This is a genomic window from Nocardia sp. NPDC005745 (genome assembly GCF_040630775.1).
Classification (GTDB): Bacteria; Actinomycetota; Actinomycetes; order Mycobacteriales; family Mycobacteriaceae; genus Nocardia.
This window is the reverse complement of the sequence record NZ_JBEXYF010000034.1, coordinates 26851-43239: the sequence shown is the minus strand read 5'-3', so window position 1 is coordinate 43239 and position 16389 is coordinate 26851. Positions and strand designations below refer to the sequence as shown.

The window sequence follows — 16389 nt, the reverse complement described above, 5'->3', positions numbered from 1 at the left end:
TCATCATGTCAGCCGGAAATCCAGTACGGTTCGACAGGCAAGGTGAGCATGAGAGCGTGGCAGCCCTGAGGAGCGGGAGGACGATGAAGCTGCTGAACCCACGCGGGTTCGGAATGGTGTGCGCCACCGGCGCGGTCGCTATCGGGGTGGTCGTCGCTGGATGCGCCAACCGGGTGGACGGCGTGGCCGGTCCGAACGCGAGCGATCTGGCGGCGTACAAGACCGAGGCGGCGTCCTCGTCGGCGGCGGCGACATCCTCCCGGCGCGCGGCGGCCCAGGGCAAGGCCATCTCCGACAACTGCGGTCAGTTTCCCACCATCACCGGAGCGGGCGTAAGCAAGTACAACGACTTCGTCGACGCGCACGATTCGAACGCGCCCGACTACGACGCCAAGCGCGACTCGGCGGTGCAGACCCTGGAGGACGCCGCCAACAAGGTGGAAAGCGGCGTGAACTCCGCCAGGGACGCGCTGCCCGTGGACTTGGCCGGCTTGTTCACCGAGTACGTGAACGCGGCACGCGTGCTGGCCGCCGAAACGCGCAAGATGACCTACACCGCCCCCGTCGCGGCGCTCAACGACGCCAGCAAGCGGGTCAACGACGCGCGCAACGCCGTCCGCGACTCGTGCCCGAAGCGCTGAGAAAGCCCTTGACACACCATCGCAACGCGACATTCGGTAGCTATTTCGCCGGATCGGCTTGCGCTGAAGCCCATAACCATGTTCGCTTGCAACTATCCATTGTCGGGAGTTGAGGAGGACACCACCGTGGTCGCCGCGGCGGACGCGCAGAACTACGCTCAGAAGCTTGGCATTTCACACGGCTTGGTTGTCCAGGAATTGGGCTGGGACGAGGACGTCGACGACGACCTGAGAGCCGACGTCGAGGAAGCGATCGGCGGCGAGCTCGTCGACGAGGACTCCGACGAGGTGATCGACGTCGTGCTGCTGTGGTGGCGCGATGGGGACGGGGATCTGGTCGATGCCTTGATGGACGCCATCGCCCCCCTCGCCGACGAGGGTTTCGTGTGGGTGCTCACCCCCAAGACCGGACAGCCGGGCCACGTCGAGCCGAGCGAAATCGCCGAATCCGCACCGACCGCGGGTCTGACCCAGACCTCGGCGATCAGCCTCGGCTCATGGACGGGTAGCAGGCTGGTACAGCCCAAGGCGCCCTCGAAGCAGCGCTGAGCCACCGCGCTATGGTTTCCACCAGGGCGGTGTCGCACGCCCGCCCGGTGGAGACCCGACACGATGGAGGATTCGCTATGCCGCTCGAGGTTGGCACTGTCGCGCCGGACTTCACGCTGAAGGACCAGAACAACCAGGAGGTCAGCCTGTCGGACTTCCGCGGGAAGAAGAACGTCCTCATCGTCTTCTACCCGCTCGCCTTCACCGGGATCTGCCAGGGCGAGTTGTGCAAGGTCCGCGACGAGCTGCCCAAGTTCCAGAACGACAACGCGGAGATCGTGGCGATCTCGGTCGGCCCGCCGCCCACGCACAAGATCTGGGCCGCCGAACAGGGCTACACCTTCCCGCTGCTGTCGGATTTCTGGCCGCACGGCGCGGTGGCCCAGGCCTACGGCGTCTTCAACGAGAAGTCCGGCTACCCCAACCGCGGCACGTTCGTCGTCGACCGCGAGGGCTTCATCCGCTTCGCCGAGATGAACGGCCCCGGGGAGCCCCGTGACCAGGCGGCTTGGGAGAAAGCGCTCGCCGCGCTAGATTCATAAGCCGCCGGTAACGGTCCGGGCGTATAGCTCAGCGGTAGAGCACTGGTTTTACACACCAGCGGTCGGGGGTTCGATCCCCTCTGCGCCCACAGAAGAAGTTGCGGATAGCGAGCCGATGACGGCCGCAGAAGTTTGCCCCGGGAACTCCGCATCGGCATCCGCAAACGACGGCGAGCCCAACAGGGCGTGCGACGCGCACAGTTGAACATGCTGTCCGTAGCCGACTTCCTGAAAAGAGGGGGAACGTCGCAGCTCGAGGTCTGCGTCTCCGAATCGCTACCTATCGCGAGAGCTACAGGCCCACTCTCCACGGAGACTCGGCGAGCTAGACCGCAAGCTCGAGAGGCGCGCGATCGGGCACCCGGTCGCAGCGGACGATACGCGAACGGTCAGTCGACGCCACGCGGGCGTAGCGCGTAGGCGGGCACCAGTTGGTTGTGCACCGCAGCGGCTCCCGGCCATCGGCGTACCGGAGCGTATAGCCCACCCCGCCGAGCCAGTCACCGTCCACGGTCGGAATCCAGTGGGTCAGGGTGCCGGCGGTTTCATAACGTCGGTCTTGCTCGCGAGGGCTACTGAAGGAAAGGGTGACCGAGCCGTTCGGGCCAGGTGCCGCTGGGGCAGCGACTGCCGCTGCATGAGAGATCGCCGAGCTTTCATCGAGGAACCTCCGCGCAGAACACCGGCCAGAACGCGGCCTACTCGGTCCAGATGCTCCAGCAGCACGGCCGCGACGTCGGCTCCGTGATCGCAGTGTGCACTCCCTTCCGAGCACGGCGCGTATGGGGCACGCTCAGGAAACAGTGTCCAGACGTCGAGCACGTCTGCATACCCGCCGCCGACGTCTCGCTCGAGAACTACATGAAATACGGGAACCGCCCCGATGCCACAACGGCGCCGCACCCGAAGTCGATTGTCGCAATCACCATGGGCGAGATCAAACGCCTCGACGAATACCCCCGCGAAGGCCACATCATCCAGGAAGACATCCCAGCCGATGTCCGCAACGCCTACAACAGACTCAGCGAGACCTTCCGCCCCGCCGAACGCAGGTTCTGACGCGGTTCAGATCACCGATCACCCGGCGTGCATCCTTGGAAAGTCGCCGATCGTAATATAAAGGGGCAGCAGAAGGATCGAAGCCGGTGGCAGAGGCCTGGATAAAGACATTCGAACGAGTGGCGCTAGTGCCACCGATTCGAACAACCTCCGCGGTTTCAGGACATCGCGCCGGTTGGGTCAATCCCTGGTAACCCAGGTCGAGAGATCGACCACAGCAAGGCAGTACTCGTCGGTGTCATCGATGATCGTTTTCGAGGCGAGATCCCCCGTACTAGCCAGCGGAGCAAGTTCTTGCGGCAAGAGTCCGTATCCGAAAACCCCCGGTCCATGTGGCCCGTTGATCGGTGCATCGAATCCGTAGACTTCGTCAGTCGCGGTGATTCGGATGTATATGCGACATGTGTGATCGCTTCGGAACATGAACCCGCCGAAGGTGTAATCCTCCTCGAACCATGGAAAACCGCCACCGTGCACGAACAGGCTGAAGACGCTGAACAATCCTTGATCGTAATGCAATGGGGCAGCAGAGGGGTCGAAGCCGGTGGCGGAGGCCTGGATAACGACATTCGAATGAGTGTCGCTAGTCTGTGGGTGTGTCGCCATCAGTTGGGTCATTCGTGGTGCGACATCGGCACGCACATGGTCCATGATCGGATTGACGGACGACGCGTCGGCATCCCGCGCAAGGTCGAATTCCACTGCGAGACCCGACAACATCCGTGCTCCATCCGACAACGCGACCCGTACCCGCTCGTCGTTCGCTCGAACGACTCCGCGCAACTGGACACCCGTCGGCGGAAGTGGGCCCATGGGTGCGACAATCAGTGGAATCATCGTCCGGAGCAGAAAACCGAACGCATGATCACCTGCGTCGACTGTCATGGCCCGCACCTCCCGATTCGATTCTTTCATGGTCAGCCTGACAGATCGCGCAACCAGTCAGGGCAGGTATTGCGACCTTCGCAATACGCCGTGATAACTCCGATGTTCTTGTTGTCGGGTGTTTTATATCTGCCGTCATCTGTTCGCGTGGCCGCCTGGGCAACTATATGGAGGGTCACGCGATCGTCAACTTTCCCTTTGCTTTTCGCGTGTTTATACTCCACGAGGTACTCCACACGCGCGCCCGAAGTCTTGGGTTTTGCAGTACGGATGGCATGCTGAATGACGTAATATTTGGTTAGATTGTGCTTCTGCGCATAGTGATCGAATCCCAGGTCAGCGTTTCCGGCGCGAATCGGAATAGTTGCCTCGTTGGCGTCGTTCGCTTCCGCTAGAATGTCAGACCGATCCGCCGCGTTGGCAAATCCTGCTGAAAGCGTCGCCGTCGCCCCAAACGCAGCGAGTAGCGCGATTGATAAGGCCAACAGTAGACTTCGAGTTGACATCGGTAAAGCGAATTCCCCCGACACGACAAATCTATTCGGTTTCATATTTCCCCCCTTGATGATTGCCCCGGGCGAATCGCAACGTTTCGTGCCCCGGACCGATGATCAAGTTACCTTGCTAGAGCATGGTTGGCAACGAAGCAAGGCGAGTTCCGGATCACAACCCACGGCGCCGAGCGGAAACCGACCGCGCTGGACTTCGATCCATACGCCGCGCCAAGCGCAACCAATGCGGTACAAGCGTATTGGTTGCGCCACACAACGCCGATCCGAATCGTCGGCCCCCGACTGTCAGAGTGTTCGGGTTGTGGAGCGTTAGGCCACAGAAGTAGAGCTTGCCGAGGTAGCCCATACCCGGACAAGTCGAGGCCGGGGATCCGGTCGATGTCAGGTGAGGTGGAGGGTCAGTTGGGTCCGGTCCGCGGCGACGACCTCGACATGGATGTAACCCCGTGCCGCCGTGTACTTGCCGGTGCCCCCGGTGATCGCGATGTCGTAGGCGCTCGCGCCGGGCGTGCGGGGATCGGTCACCGTGCCCTTGGTGGTTATCCGGCCCTCGGGCAGCGACAGCGCGCCATCACACCGCATCCGCACCGAAGCGTTTTCGGCGATGGACACGACCGTACAAACCCCGGAGCCGCGGCCGAACCCGGCCTCGTCGCGCCGAAGATCATCGATGTGAGTCACCTGATCGCCCGGACCGAGTCGCTTGTCGCCATCCCGGTCGAAAAACGAGGAACTCGTCTCGATCGTGGTCAACTCGATCACCTCAGCGGCCGCCGATGCCGCCGCCGGGCCGGTTACCACCGCGGCCGCGACCACGGCGATCGCCCCGCCCTGAATCCTGTTCGCCACTCGCAGACCTTCCGATGCGGTTCGGTATGAAGCGGTACAGCCGCACAAGATATCCGGCACTCGCCGCCCCGGGCCGCCACCGCGGCATGTGACGGCGTTTCTTGTCTCACCCGGCCTCGCGAGATGGCCGTGCGGCAGGATCAGCGGGGTGCCGGCCCGCCGCCGTCTCAGTCCACCCGGATGGGGTTGTCGCCCTCGAAGGACGAGCCGTAGTGGACAGGCAGGCGGCGATGCGGAACAGGCGCGCCGCGCGTTCGCGGCTCGTCATTGCCATGATCGCAGGCAGCGGGGTCGGTATCGTCGCGATATGCCCGCGTTGATCGCTCCGACGACACGTCTGCATACGGCATGGCTCGAGGCGCATGCGGAGTGGGGGCCCGGCCCGCACGAGGACGGCTTCGGACTGCGGCCGTCCGATGACGTGAAATCGCCGACGGGTTTCGCGGCCTGGGTGGCTCGGCTGGACCACGAATCGGGTCGGGCGGTGGCCGAGACGGGCCGGGCGCGGTGCACCTACCGATGGATCGTCGAGGGTGACCGAGTGCTCGGCGGGATCGCTTTGCGGCACGAGTTCGACGACTTCGTGCGGTGGGCGGGCCACATCGGCTACGGCATCCGACCGTCCGCGCGCCGGCGCGGGTTGGCCGGCTGGGCTCTGGGCCGGATGCTGGACGAGGCGCGGAGACTCGGCATGGATCGAGTGCTGATCGTCTGCGCGGCCGACAACATCGCCTCGGCGAAGACCATCGAGCGCTGCGGCGGCGTCCTCGAGCGCATCGTTGACACCCAACTCGGTCCGGCACGGCGTTACTGGGTCGAGACCGGTGTCGATGACCAGCGGCCCGACCGCTGCGGCCGACAGGAAACAACGGCCACCTCGAGCCCATGAGTGCGGCTCCCTGTTTTACCGGCCTTCCCTCCTGCGGACGTAAAATAATCGGCACGAGTCCACTCCTCGAGGAGGTCGGCGATGACCGACAGCCCACGATCGATTGCCGCGACCGACAAGGCGCTCCCTTCGGGTACGGATGAGGAGCGATTCTCCGGCTACGGAGTGATGGGAATGCCGTTCGCCAGCGGTCACTACCTGGCGCTGCGGCACTTCCCCGCCAGCTCGGTCGGCGCGGGGTACGACGCGGTGTGGCATCGTGACCCCGACGGCAAATGGGTGATCCACAGCAGTGTCTCCCCGGCCACCAGCTGCGCCCGCTATTTCGGAGCAGCACTCGAAGACGCGCGAACCGAAGACATCTCGGTCGATTGGACCGGCCCCGCCACCTTCACAGTGCGGGTGGGCGACAAGATCGTGTGGGATCTCCAGCTGGGACGATCGGTGGCGACAGCCGCGATGACGGGTCTCGGGCGCTTGATGCCCGCCGCTCTGTGGCGACGTCCTGCCGTCTTGTCGCTCATGTCGCGGGCGGCGGGCCCGGCGCTCGGCGTGGGGCGGGTACAGCTCAGCGGTACTTCGCCGAACGGTCAATTGTTCCGGGCCAACCCCCGGATGCTGTGGACCGTCGAAAACAGCACTGCCCGGATCGACGGAATAGATATCGGTCCTCCGGGACCGCTGGCCGAGCAGGCCAAACTCGGTGACTTCTGGCTACCGCAACGCGGAATGTTCGCCGTGGGCGAGTCCTATTTCGAACAATACGATCCGACGCGCCATCACCCGGCCCGCCCCGGTGCATGACGGCCGCGCCGGTTCGGCTACTCAACGGTTTCACCGGACCGCCGGACACCTGCGGTCGGCCCATCGCGCCCATGCCCGGGTAGACCGGGCGCGGACGCCGAACGAATAGCCCGTGGAGCAGTCAGCCCGCTCGGCGTCCGGTGACCAACAGGTACTCCCACTCCATCCGTCCATCGCCCAGGTCGTGCTTAGCCGCGAGTTCCGCGAGTGCCCGGTCCAACTGCGCGATCTTGTCGGGCTCCCCCGCAATGGCCTTGAACACCGCGACCGTCGGTCCGTAGTACGTCTTGAAGAAGTCGCGGAACTCGGCGGCGTCGGCGAAACGGTCGATGACCGCGTTCTCGCGGCGTAGCTCCAGGTCGGCGACGCGATCGCCGAGCAGCGACCGGACATGCGCTTCGTCGCCCCACAGCGGGGGCGGCTGCGCGCCGGGCGGGGGCGGCGGAGCGAACGGTTTCATCGTGGCGAACATCTGCCCGATGAATCCGGACGGCGTCCAGTTGATCAGCCCGATCGTGCCGCCCGGTTTGGCCACGCGCACCAGTTCGTCCGCTGCCGCCTGGTGGAACGGCGCGAACATGACACCGACGCAGGAGATCACCGCGTCGAACTCGGCATCGGAGAAGGGCAATGCCTCGGCATCGGCTTCCTGCCACTGGAGGTCGACGCCCCGGTCGGCGGCGATGCGCCGACCCGCCTCGAACAGTTCCGGCGTGAGGTCGCTCGCCACGACATCCGCACCGGCCTCGGCGGCAGGGATCGCGGCGTTCCCCGACCCGGCCGCGACGTCCAGCACCCGTTGACCCGGGCCGATACGGCAGACCTCGACAAGACGACGACCCAGCCCCGGGATGACCTCGGCGGCGATGGACGAATAGTCGCCCAGAGCCCACATCGCGCGATGCCGCCGCTTGAGATCAGCGGAGCCGGATTCGGTCATCTGACGCTCCTCTGTAGTCGGGCTCGTGAACACTGCCGAAATGGCCGGCGAACCTTCCGCGCCGGTCACGATCGCTCTCGCTGACTGTGGGCGAGTGCATTCTCACGAATCAGCGCGGCTCATCGAAACCGTGAGCCGAGCGAGTGTTACCCGGTAAAGGTCGCAACAAACGGAGCCACCTGCCGTGACAGGTCAGCTACTGCCGTGGAGTCGCTGTCGGCAGAGTTCGTGCGGCCCGTTGGGAGATATCCGGCCCGGTCGAGACCACGGCAGTCGCCGGGCGAGCGAAGAACGTGTTGCCATCTGCCGGGGTGCCGGGATTACTGTCGGGATATGCCGAGCGAGCCCGCGCCGTCCATCCCCTCATTCCATGTGAACGCGATTCCCGACGCTTCTCGCCCTACTACCGACGACCCGATGGCCGTGCTGGTCGGCATTCTGGATCTCCAAGCGGCGCTGCCGGGTATTCGGCGCATGCGCGCGTGGGCGCACGAGGTTTTGGCCGTCCGACCCGGCGAGCGCGCACTGGATATCGGCGCCGGAACAGGCACCGAGGTGATCGAACTGGCCCGCCGAGTCGGGCCGGGCGGTGAAGCGATCGGCGTCGACCCGAATCCCGCGATGCTGGCGATCGCCCGGGGGCGCGCCGAGACGGCGGACTCTCGGGCCCGTTTCGTCGAAGGCACCGCCTACCATCTGCCGTTCCCGGACGATTCCTTCGACGCGGTGCGCTGCGAGCGCGTCTACCAGCACCTCGACGACCCGGCCGCCGCCACCGCCGAGATCGCGCGGGTCCTGCGGCCGGGCGGGCGCGTGCTGCTCATCGACAGCGACTGGCACACGGCCATAGCGCATCCCGGCGACGACGATGTGATGGCCCGCTTGTCCACGTCGCTGCTCGCGACCACCCCGAATCCGAAGTCGGGCCGAAGGCTGCGCGGCCTGCTCACCGCCGCCGGTTTCGCGATCGACGACATCGGATCGGAGGCGGTGATCTGGGATCCGCAGACCATCCGCCCCCTCTTCGCCCAGATGACCGAGCGCGCCCGCGCCGACGGCGTGATCACCGAGCAGGAACGCGACGACCTGGCCGCCACCATGGAGGCGGGCATCGCCAGAGGCGACTACCACCTCTCGGTCACCATGTTCGCCGTGCTCGGCCACCGAGGAGAGTGAGCCGCCCGGCTCTCACCGTTGTCGCCCCGCATCCGGCCGAATACGCCCGGCCTCCACGAGGACCCGCCACGCAGCCGTCTTGCGCGGACATTCCCCTACGCGACAAGCACGGTGCCGTTGCATGGTCATCTGCGCCTCCCCCACGCCCATCGCGTGATCGGGAGCGTCATGCGGGAAACCCATCGGCCAAACCGTCGTGTCCATGTCTCCGCGCTCCCGTTCCACTCGCCGGGTGATCTCGTCCACGCTGCGCCCCTCCGGTAACCGAACAGGCCACAGCCACAAGGTCATGCCGACCAGCAAGGTGAGCAGCACCGCACCGATCGCGACCGCAAAGAATTGCCACCCGGTCACGGCAACCTCCGGTACGGGTGATCAATGGGCAGCAGCGACGGCCACCGATACCCGCGCGGATACGTCTGCTCCGGAGTGATCAAGTCGCATAGTTCGGTGACCGCACGGGCGAACGGCTCGACATGAGCCAGCCCCGGCACGATCACCGCGACCGCATCCGCCACCCGGATATGCCCGACCGCCAGCAGAGCCGTCGTCCGGACCGCCGTAGCGAAGACGATCAGCTCCACCACGAAATAATCACGTGCAGCAGCTATTTCACGGATCAGCCACTCATCGCGTTGCTCGTCCGCACCGGAAACCTCGCGCCGAATGATGCCAAGCGCGTTCGGCCTCAGAGACTCTGTGTCACAGCAGTTCTCTCCATACATCCCCTGACTCCCCTGCTCGACCTATCGGTGGGCACCAGCCGCCAGAGACGCATGAAGAGCATCAACCTCACGGTGGGCTGCGCAGCACGCTAGGTAGCTACGGAGATGTCGCCGGGTACGGTTCGTACCCGATACTGTCCAGCGGACATCGGATTCACCCCTCTGCGGCCGAGATCGTCCGGCTACGCTTGATTCATCGAACCAGCGGCGAGAGGGGACAGCCGTGTACAGCTCTGATGATGCCCCGGTGGGCGCGCGGATTCGGCGGCACCGTGAGCGGGCCGGTATGTCGCGCCCGGTTCTCGCGGGGTTGGTCGGCCGTTCCGCCGAGTGGTTGAAGGCCGTGGAGAACGGTCGGCTGCAGAGTCCGCGCCTACCGATGTTGCTTCGGATCGCCCGTGCCCTGGAACTGAACGATCTGGCCGAGTTGACCGGAGATGGGCATGCGGTTCCGGTCGCGGTGTTCGCCGGCGAACGCCATGCGGCCCTGACCGATGTGCAGTCGGCGTTGACGGACTATCGCCTGGCGGCTGCGGACGACTCGGCGGGTACCGAGCACTTGGCTTTGCGACTGGCGCAGGCGTGGCAGGTGCGACACGCGAGCCCCGATCACCGCACGCAACTCGGTTCGCTACTACCTGGATTGATCAGGGACGCGCAGAACGCCGTGCGCAATCGCGGCGATGATCGCCGGGCGGCCCGGCGTGTTCTGGCCGGGGTGTACCAGCTCGCGGATTTCTTCGTGGCGTACCAGCCTGCTCCGGAACTCGTCTGGCTCGTCGCCGATCGCGCTCTGAACGAGGGGTATGAGGCAGACGACCCGTACCTGATCGCGAGCAGTGCGTGGTCGATGGTTCAGGCGCTGCGGGACTCCGGCCGCTGGGAGGAAGGAATCGCTCTGGCCCGCACGGCTGTCGCGCAGCTGGAACCGTACCTGGAGCGGGAGGGCACGTCGGACGACTGGCACGGGATCGCGGGGGCTCTGCAGGCCGAAATCGCCTATGTACATGCCCGTCGCGGCCGCTACGGCGAAGCGTGGGCGTACTGGGAATCGGCCGATCGGATCGCCCAGCGACTCGGACCTACCTACCGGCACATCCAGACATCGTTCTCCATCCCGGTGATACAAGCGCACGCAACGACACTCGGAGTCGAACTGCGACGAACGGGTGAAGGGCTCCGTGCGGCCCACGCGCTGGACGCCGACCGGATAGCTTCCGTCCCACGCCGCAGCCGTCATTTCATCGAGGTGGCCCGCGCCCACTACCAGCGTGACGAATTCGCAGCCGCCCTCGCGATGCTCGACAAGTCCGAACGCACGGCACCCGAGACGATCCGGTACAACGGCTATGCGCGCGACATGCTGCACGCGCTACGGAAGCGACCGCCGTCCGGAATGGGCGAGGACGTTCGAGCTCTGTGCGACCGAGTCGGCATCGCAGCGCACTGAATGAGCCACTCGTCCCCAGCCGGTAGCGGTGCCGCCTTTGCTCTCCTCAGAACAGATGGCACTGGTCGGGTGGCAGGACGCGCACCACGCACAGGCCGACGATGCCGAAGAACAGGACGCTGGCGATCGCGCCTCGTACCGCGTCGACGACGCCCGGGGGCACTTCCACGGCCGCCGCGACCGGTTCGGCGGTTGCCGTCGCAGGGGCAGCCGTCGCGGCCGTCAGGGCGATCGCTGTGGCGGCGATGATGCGCATACCGGCATGCTTCATGGTCGACTCCTCGTTCTCGGCCCCGACCGTGTGACGACCCTATCCTCGTCGGCGAAACCCGGGCAGCCGCCAATTCCGGTGGCTACCGGAGCCGTGACACTTACCCCACGTCCCGGCGTAGCCAGGTGACCTCGGCGCCGGTTTCCGTTCCGTAGCGGTAGATTTCGAGGTCCTCGTCCCAGGCGGTGCCGAGGGCGCGGTCGATTTCGGCGGCCAAGTCATAGGCGGAGTACTTGCCGAGTTCGCGGGTGGCCTGGAGCATGGCGCGCAGGCGCATCTCGCCGACCATGACGTCGCCGTTGGCGCTCGTGGAGCCGTGCCACAGACCGAGGCCGGGGACGAAGCTGTAGCGTTCGCCGTCCACGCCGTCGCTGGGGTCCTCGGTCACCTCGAAGCGCAGAACGGGCCAGGAGCGCAACGATTGGGCGATCTTCGAGGCGGTGCCGACCGGACCGATCCACTCACTGGTGGCGCGCAGTTGGCCGTCGGCCGGTTGGGCGGTCCAGCGCAGCTTCGCCGGGGCCCCCAGGGCCGAGGTGAGTGCCCACTCGACATGCGGGCACAGCGCGGCAGGCGACGAGTGGATGTAGACCACACCCGCCGTCGCGTCCGCGAACTGACTCGATGCGCGCACCACCAATACCTCCAGCTTCGACGAGGACCGTCTTCCCCAACGATTCGTCGGACTGGCGTTGCCTGAGTGTACTGGAGTGCCCGAAGTTACACGTGTTACTTCGCGACCGTGTCGCGTCCGGCTGTCGCCTCCGCGATCACGGCGTCGCTCAGTGGTGGCCAGGCCGCCCGCGCCCAGTCGCCGAAATTCTCGTCGCTCAGGGCGAGACACGCCAACCCTGTTTTCGGGTCAACCCATAAAAATGTCCCGGATTGGCCGAAATGTCCATAGGTTTGTGGCGAATTCGTGCCACCGGTCCAGTGCGGAGACTTGCCGTCGCGGATTTCGAAGCCGAGTCCCCAGTCGTTGGGGCGCTGCGAACCGTAGCCGGGCAGTACGCCGTTCAGGCCGGGGAACTGGACGGAGGTGGCCTCCGCGTGCGTCTGCGCCGAGATCAACCGGGGGTTCAGCAATTCGGCGGCGAAGCGGGCCAAGTCCGTCGCGCTGGACCGCCCCGCGTGCCCGGCCGGACCGGCCAGGACCGACGCGGTCATGCCCAGCGGCTCGAACACGGCGTCGCGCAGGTACTCGTCGAACGCGATCCCGGTCTGCGCGGTGAGGAATTCGGCGAGCACTTCGAAACCCGCGCTGGAGTAGATCCGCCGGGAGCCGGGCGACGCCTGGATGTCGGTGGTGTCGAACGCGAGCCCGGAGGCGTGCGCCAGCAGATGACGCACCGTGGCGCCGGGCGGTCCGGCGGGCTGGTCGAGGTCGACCGCGCCCTCCTCCACCGCGACGAGCACGGCGTAGGCGACCAGCGGCTTGGTCACCGACGCGAGCGGGAACACCCGCTCGACATCGCCCTCGCTCGCGACACCGCCGTCGGCGGTGACCACCGCGGCCGCCGCGTGCCGAACCGGCCATTCCCGAATCTGCTCGAGTGAACGCACCCTGCGAGCCTACGAGAACCGGGTAGCTACCATCGACTCGCCATGAGTGAAAAGCCCACTGTTCACGGCGAGGTCGCATCAGGTTTCGAACCGGTCGCCGACGCCTTCCGCCGCAACTTCGAGCGCCACGGCGAAATCGGCGCCGCCGTAGCGGTCTACGCCGGTGAACGCCCCGTGGTCGACCTGTGGGCCGGCTTCCGTGATCGCCGGCGCACGCTGCCATGGGAGCGGGACACGATCGTTCCGGTGTTCTCCTCGACCAAGGGCATGGCGGCGTTCACCGTCGCCACCGCGGTAGCCAAGGGTCTGCTCGACTACGAGCAGCCGGTCGCGAAGTACTGGCCGGAGTTCGCCGCCCACGGCAAGGACGCGATCACGGTGCGCCAGTTGATCGACCACCAGGCCGGGCTGTCCGGCCTCGGCGAGGTCGTGCGGCTGCCCCAGATCGCCGACCTGGACGGCCTCGCACGCATTCTCGCGGCGCAGAAACCGGCTTGGCGGCCCGGCACCAGGCACGGTTATCACGCGATCACCCTCGGCCTGTACCAGGGCGAGCTGCTGCGTCGCGTCGACCCGCACCATCGCACGCTCGGACGGATCTTCGCCGAGGACATCGCCGCACCGCTCGGTGTCGATTTCTGCATCGGCCTGCCCGCCGAGCAGAGCATTGACCGGATCGCCGCGATGTCGGCCACCCGCGGCCTGGACGTGTTGCGCTACGAGCGCGATCTCCCGCTGCGCATCGGCGCGGAGATCTACGCCGGACGCGGGCTGTCGCACGCGGCGCTGACCAACCCGCGCTGCGGGGCTCCGGCGCGGGCGACCCGGCGCGAGTTCCTCGAGGTGGAACTACCCGGATCCAACGGGGTGGGCAACGCCCGCGCGCTGGCCAAGGTGTACGGCGCGGCCGCCGGTCGCACCGGCGCGCTCCCGATCGACGACGCGCTGCTGGACCGGCTCGCCACAGACCGCACGGCCGACGACGTCCCCGCCGAGGATTTGGTGCTGCACACCAAGAGCCGCTACCACCTCGGCTTCCGCAAGTCGCGCGGCAGCTTCCGCTTCGGCTCCGACAAACGCGCCTACGGCACCACGGGCCTCGGCGGTTCGTTCGGCTTCGCCGACCCGGCCACCGGCCTGGGCTTCGGTTACACGATGAACCGGCTCGGCCTCGCCGTCCTCGACGACATCCGCAGCCGCAACCTGCGCGAAGCCCTGCTGCGCTGCCGGATCTGAGCCCGGCGGCGCGCCGGACCGCTCGCGATCCCTTGTCCGGTGCACGAGGCTGCCTACACTCGGGAAGCACGGGCCGACCAGTTACCGACCTGGAGGGATCTCGTGGCAGAACAACCGGCCACCGTAGACGCGTATCTCGCCGCGTTCCCCGACGACGCGCGCGGCATCCTCGACGCGATCCGGCGCACCATCCAGGACGCCCTGCCGGAGGCCACCGAGGCGATCAGCTACGACATCCCCACCTTCCGGTTGCACGGCCGCAACGTCGTGCACTTCGCGGGGTGGAAGCAGCACGTCAGCCTCTACCCGATCCCGGGCGGCGATCCCGCGTTGACACGCGAGCTCGAGCCGTACCGGGCGGGCAAGGGAACGCTGCGGTTCCGGCTCGGCGAACCGGTGCCGTACGACCTGATCGCACGGATCGTCACCGCGCTCGCCGAGCGGCGGTGAGGCGCTCTACCAGTCGGCTTCGGTGTACTTGATGATTCCGCGGATGTTCTTGCCGTCCAGCATGTCCTGGTAGCCCTGGTTGATCTCTTCCAGGGAGTAGCTGCGGGTGACCATGTCGTCCAGGTTGAGCTGGCCGGCCTTGTACAGCGACAGCAGGCGCGGCGCGTCCTGGCGGGCGTTGCCACCGCCGAAGATGCAGCCCTTCACCGTCTTCTGCAACATCGACAGCAGGAAGCTGTTCAGCTTGACGTCGTTCTCGTCCATCCGGCCCATCGAGGTGACCACCAGGGTGCCCGCCTTCGAGGTGAGGATCAGGCCCTCCTCGATGTACTCGCCGTGCATCTCGCCCATGGTCAGGATGACCTTCTCGGCCATCCGGCCCTCGGTGGCCTCCAGCAGCGGCATGATCGCGGCGGCCATGCTCTCGTAGGTGTGCGTGGCGCCGAACTTCTGCGCCTGCTCGCGCTTCCACGGGTTCGGGTCGATGGCCACCACCTTCGACGCGCCCGACAGCACCGCGCCCTGCAACGCGCTCATGCCGACGCCGCCGATGCCCGCGATCACCACGGTCTCGCCCGGCGCCACCTGCGCCACGTGGGTGGAGGAGCCGAAACCGGTGGGGACGCCACAGCCGACCAGGCAGGCCACCTCGAACGGAATACTCGGATCGATCTTCACCACGGAGGTGTGGTGCACCGTCATGTACGGCGCGAAGGTGCCCAGCAGGCACATCGGGATGACGTTCTCGCCGCGGGCCTGGATGCGGTAGGTGCCGTCGCTGATCGCCTGCCCCATCAGCAGGCCGGCGCCCAGGTCGCACAGCGCCATGTGTCCTGCCACGCAGGCCGGACAGCGGCCGCAGGCGGGGATGAACGACAGGATCACGTGGTCGCCGACCTGTAGGTCGGCCGGGCAGTTCGGGCCGAGCTTGGTGATCACGCCCGCGCCCTCGTGCCCGCCCATGACGGGGAAGGACGGCATCGGGGTCGCGCCGGTCACGATGTGGTGGTCGGAGTGGCACATCCCGGCGGTTTCCATCCGGATCTGCACCTCGCCGGCGACCGGGTCACCGACCTCGATCTCCTCCACCGACCACGGCTGGTCGATCCCCCACAGGATCGCGCCCTTCGTCTTCATTCCTGTCGACCCTCTCGCATGCACGTGCTTTCATGTGACTGCACCCACAGTACGAGAAAAATGTAACGCGTTCTAGTGCCGGTCGGAAAATTCGTCGGCAAAGCGTGACATCGACGCCGAACGCGTTACAGTTCGGCGCTGCGTTCACCCCTGCACGTCGTGCACGTGGTGCAGGAGATCATGAAGGATGTACCGGGCGAACGACTCCACCGTGAACTCCGCTCCGTCACTGCGCGCACCGCGCAGGCCGCGCCGCTCGGGTGGCACCGATTCGAAAGCCCGCGCCGCCCGCTCGGCGGCCTCGGCCAACTCCCCGGCCACCACGGCCGGATCCTGCTCGTTGTAGCGGTCGGTGACCGCGGCCGCGTCCTGATCCCAGTTCGGGAAACGCGGCGGCTCGCCCTCGGAGTCGTCGGTCAGCATCAGGCCCAGGCGAGTGGCGGACATGCGGCACACGTCGCGCACGTGCGCGCCGTATTCCAACGCCGACCAGGTCGATTCGTCCGGCCGCGCGCGCACGCCGGGGCGGTCGAGCACCGCGGCGAAACGGACGGCCGTCTCCCGGATCAGCGCGGGCACGGCTTCGTAGGCGGTCGCGGCGGCGTCGAAACCGCATTCGGGACAGGGGCGGCTCAGCACCCAGGTCCAGTCCTTGACATCGGGAACGATCGGCATGCGCTCAACCTAGGCGCGGCCGGACAGCGCCTTCCA

General features: G+C 66.6%; 21 protein-coding genes and 1 tRNA gene. 11 read left to right on the top strand and 11 right to left on the bottom strand.

The window, feature by feature from the left end; translation table 11 throughout:
* The first annotated feature begins 83 nt into the window (after window positions 1–83).
* The 5 genes from ABZ420_RS28515 (at window position 84) to ABZ420_RS28495 (ending at window position 2791) form a co-directional block, all read left to right on the top strand.
* Window positions 84–641, top strand: coding sequence for a hypothetical protein (locus ABZ420_RS28515; RefSeq protein WP_357128929.1), 558 nt, complete (start codon window positions 84–86; stop codon window positions 639–641).
* 126 nt (window positions 642–767) lie between these two features.
* Complete coding sequence (locus ABZ420_RS28510; RefSeq protein ID WP_357129023.1) at window positions 768–1190, top strand: DUF3052 domain-containing protein; 423 nt, start codon at window positions 768–770, stop codon at window positions 1188–1190.
* Window positions 1191–1267: 77 nt separating this feature from the next.
* Window positions 1268–1732: a peroxiredoxin gene (locus ABZ420_RS28505; protein WP_040865836.1), complete on the top strand. Its 465-nt coding sequence runs from the start codon at window positions 1268–1270 to the stop codon at window positions 1730–1732.
* Window positions 1733–1749: 17 nt separating this feature from the next.
* Window positions 1750–1821: transfer RNA gene (locus ABZ420_RS28500), tRNA-Val, on the top strand.
* Window positions 1822–2443: 622 nt separating this feature from the next.
* Complete coding sequence (locus ABZ420_RS28495; protein WP_357128926.1) at window positions 2444–2791, top strand: hypothetical protein; 348 nt, start codon at window positions 2444–2446, stop codon at window positions 2789–2791.
* A 180-nt stretch (window positions 2792–2971) separates the two neighbouring features.
* Here the strand turns inward: ABZ420_RS28495 and ABZ420_RS28490 are convergent, their stop codons facing one another.
* The 3 genes from ABZ420_RS28490 to ABZ420_RS28480 all read right to left on the bottom strand — a co-directional run bounded on the left by ABZ420_RS28490 (window position 2972) and on the right by ABZ420_RS28480 (window position 5037).
* Window positions 2972–3676 carry a hypothetical protein gene (locus ABZ420_RS28490; RefSeq protein ID WP_357128923.1) on the bottom strand — a complete coding sequence of 235 codons (705 nt, stop codon included), beginning with the start codon at window positions 3674–3676 and terminating at the stop codon, window positions 2972–2974.
* A 32-nt stretch (window positions 3677–3708) separates the two neighbouring features.
* Window positions 3709–4182 (bottom strand): hypothetical protein, encoded by a 474-nt coding sequence (locus tag ABZ420_RS28485; protein ID WP_357128920.1) that lies wholly within the window; start codon window positions 4180–4182, stop codon window positions 3709–3711.
* Window positions 4183–4569: 387 nt separating this feature from the next.
* Window positions 4570–5037 carry a hypothetical protein gene (locus ABZ420_RS28480; protein ID WP_357128917.1) on the bottom strand — a complete coding sequence of 156 codons (468 nt, stop codon included), beginning with the start codon at window positions 5035–5037 and terminating at the stop codon, window positions 4570–4572.
* Between the two features lie 307 nt (window positions 5038–5344).
* Between ABZ420_RS28480 and ABZ420_RS28475 the strand changes: the two genes are divergently transcribed.
* On the top strand, window positions 5345–5926 hold the full coding sequence (locus tag ABZ420_RS28475) for a GNAT family N-acetyltransferase (protein ID WP_357128914.1): 582 nt from the start codon (window positions 5345–5347) through the stop codon (window positions 5924–5926).
* Window positions 5927–6007: 81 nt separating this feature from the next.
* Entirely contained in the window at window positions 6008–6730 is a 723-nt protein-coding gene (locus tag ABZ420_RS28470) for a hypothetical protein (RefSeq protein ID WP_357128911.1), read from the top strand.
* A gap of 121 nt (window positions 6731–6851) precedes the next feature.
* On the opposite strand, the gene ABZ420_RS28465 is transcribed toward ABZ420_RS28470, so the two are convergent.
* On the bottom strand, window positions 6852–7670 hold the full coding sequence (locus ABZ420_RS28465; RefSeq protein ID WP_357128908.1) for a methyltransferase domain-containing protein: 819 nt from the start codon (window positions 7668–7670) through the stop codon (window positions 6852–6854).
* Between the two features lie 333 nt (window positions 7671–8003).
* On the opposite strand from ABZ420_RS28465, the gene ABZ420_RS28460 reads away from it, so the two are divergent.
* Window positions 8004–8846: a methyltransferase domain-containing protein gene (locus tag ABZ420_RS28460; RefSeq protein WP_357128905.1), complete on the top strand. Its 843-nt coding sequence runs from the start codon at window positions 8004–8006 to the stop codon at window positions 8844–8846.
* Between the two features lie 12 nt (window positions 8847–8858).
* Here ABZ420_RS28460 and ABZ420_RS28455 read toward each other — a convergent pair whose 3' ends face one another.
* Together ABZ420_RS28455 and ABZ420_RS28450 are read right to left on the bottom strand one after the other, a co-directional pair.
* Window positions 8859–9200 (bottom strand): hypothetical protein, encoded by a 342-nt coding sequence (locus ABZ420_RS28455; RefSeq protein ID WP_357128902.1) that lies wholly within the window; start codon window positions 9198–9200, stop codon window positions 8859–8861.
* The gene (locus ABZ420_RS28450) at window positions 9197–9571 is read right to left on the bottom strand and encodes a hypothetical protein (RefSeq protein WP_357128899.1); all 375 of its coding nucleotides are present in this window, start codon (window positions 9569–9571) and stop codon (window positions 9197–9199) included. The genes ABZ420_RS28455 and ABZ420_RS28450 overlap by 4 nt, the downstream gene beginning before the upstream one ends.
* A 247-nt stretch (window positions 9572–9818) precedes the next feature.
* Between ABZ420_RS28450 and ABZ420_RS28445 the strand changes: the two genes are divergently transcribed.
* Entirely contained in the window at window positions 9819–11021 is a 1203-nt protein-coding gene (locus tag ABZ420_RS28445; RefSeq protein ID WP_357128896.1) for a helix-turn-helix transcriptional regulator, read from the top strand.
* A gap of 46 nt (window positions 11022–11067) precedes the next feature.
* On the opposite strand, the gene ABZ420_RS28440 is transcribed toward ABZ420_RS28445, so the two are convergent.
* The 3 genes from ABZ420_RS28440 to ABZ420_RS28430 all read right to left on the bottom strand — a co-directional run bounded on the left by ABZ420_RS28440 (window position 11068) and on the right by ABZ420_RS28430 (window position 12855).
* Window positions 11068–11292 (bottom strand): hypothetical protein, encoded by a 225-nt coding sequence (locus ABZ420_RS28440; protein ID WP_357128893.1) that lies wholly within the window; start codon window positions 11290–11292, stop codon window positions 11068–11070.
* A 100-nt stretch (window positions 11293–11392) separates the two neighbouring features.
* Window positions 11393–11926: a DUF3145 domain-containing protein gene (locus ABZ420_RS28435; RefSeq protein ID WP_040865831.1), complete on the bottom strand. Its 534-nt coding sequence runs from the start codon at window positions 11924–11926 to the stop codon at window positions 11393–11395.
* Window positions 11927–12021: 95 nt separating this feature from the next.
* On the bottom strand, window positions 12022–12855 hold the full coding sequence (locus ABZ420_RS28430) for a serine hydrolase domain-containing protein (protein ID WP_357128890.1): 834 nt from the start codon (window positions 12853–12855) through the stop codon (window positions 12022–12024).
* Between the two features lie 42 nt (window positions 12856–12897).
* On the opposite strand from ABZ420_RS28430, the gene ABZ420_RS28425 reads away from it, so the two are divergent.
* The gene (locus tag ABZ420_RS28425; RefSeq protein WP_357128887.1) at window positions 12898–14091 is read left to right on the top strand and encodes a serine hydrolase domain-containing protein; all 1194 of its coding nucleotides are present in this window, start codon (window positions 12898–12900) and stop codon (window positions 14089–14091) included.
* A gap of 102 nt (window positions 14092–14193) precedes the next feature.
* Window positions 14194–14541, top strand: a complete 348-nt coding sequence (locus ABZ420_RS28420) for a DUF1801 domain-containing protein (RefSeq protein WP_357128884.1) — start codon at window positions 14194–14196, stop codon at window positions 14539–14541.
* 6 nt (window positions 14542–14547) lie between these two features.
* On the opposite strand, the gene ABZ420_RS28415 is transcribed toward ABZ420_RS28420, so the two are convergent.
* Together ABZ420_RS28415 and ABZ420_RS28410 are read right to left on the bottom strand one after the other, a co-directional pair.
* Window positions 14548–15678, bottom strand: coding sequence for an NDMA-dependent alcohol dehydrogenase (locus ABZ420_RS28415; protein WP_062969657.1), 1131 nt, complete (start codon window positions 15676–15678; stop codon window positions 14548–14550).
* 144 nt (window positions 15679–15822) lie between these two features.
* The gene (locus tag ABZ420_RS28410) at window positions 15823–16353 is read right to left on the bottom strand and encodes a DinB family protein (RefSeq protein ID WP_357128881.1); all 531 of its coding nucleotides are present in this window, start codon (window positions 16351–16353) and stop codon (window positions 15823–15825) included.
* Window positions 16354–16389: the final 36 nt, after the last annotated feature.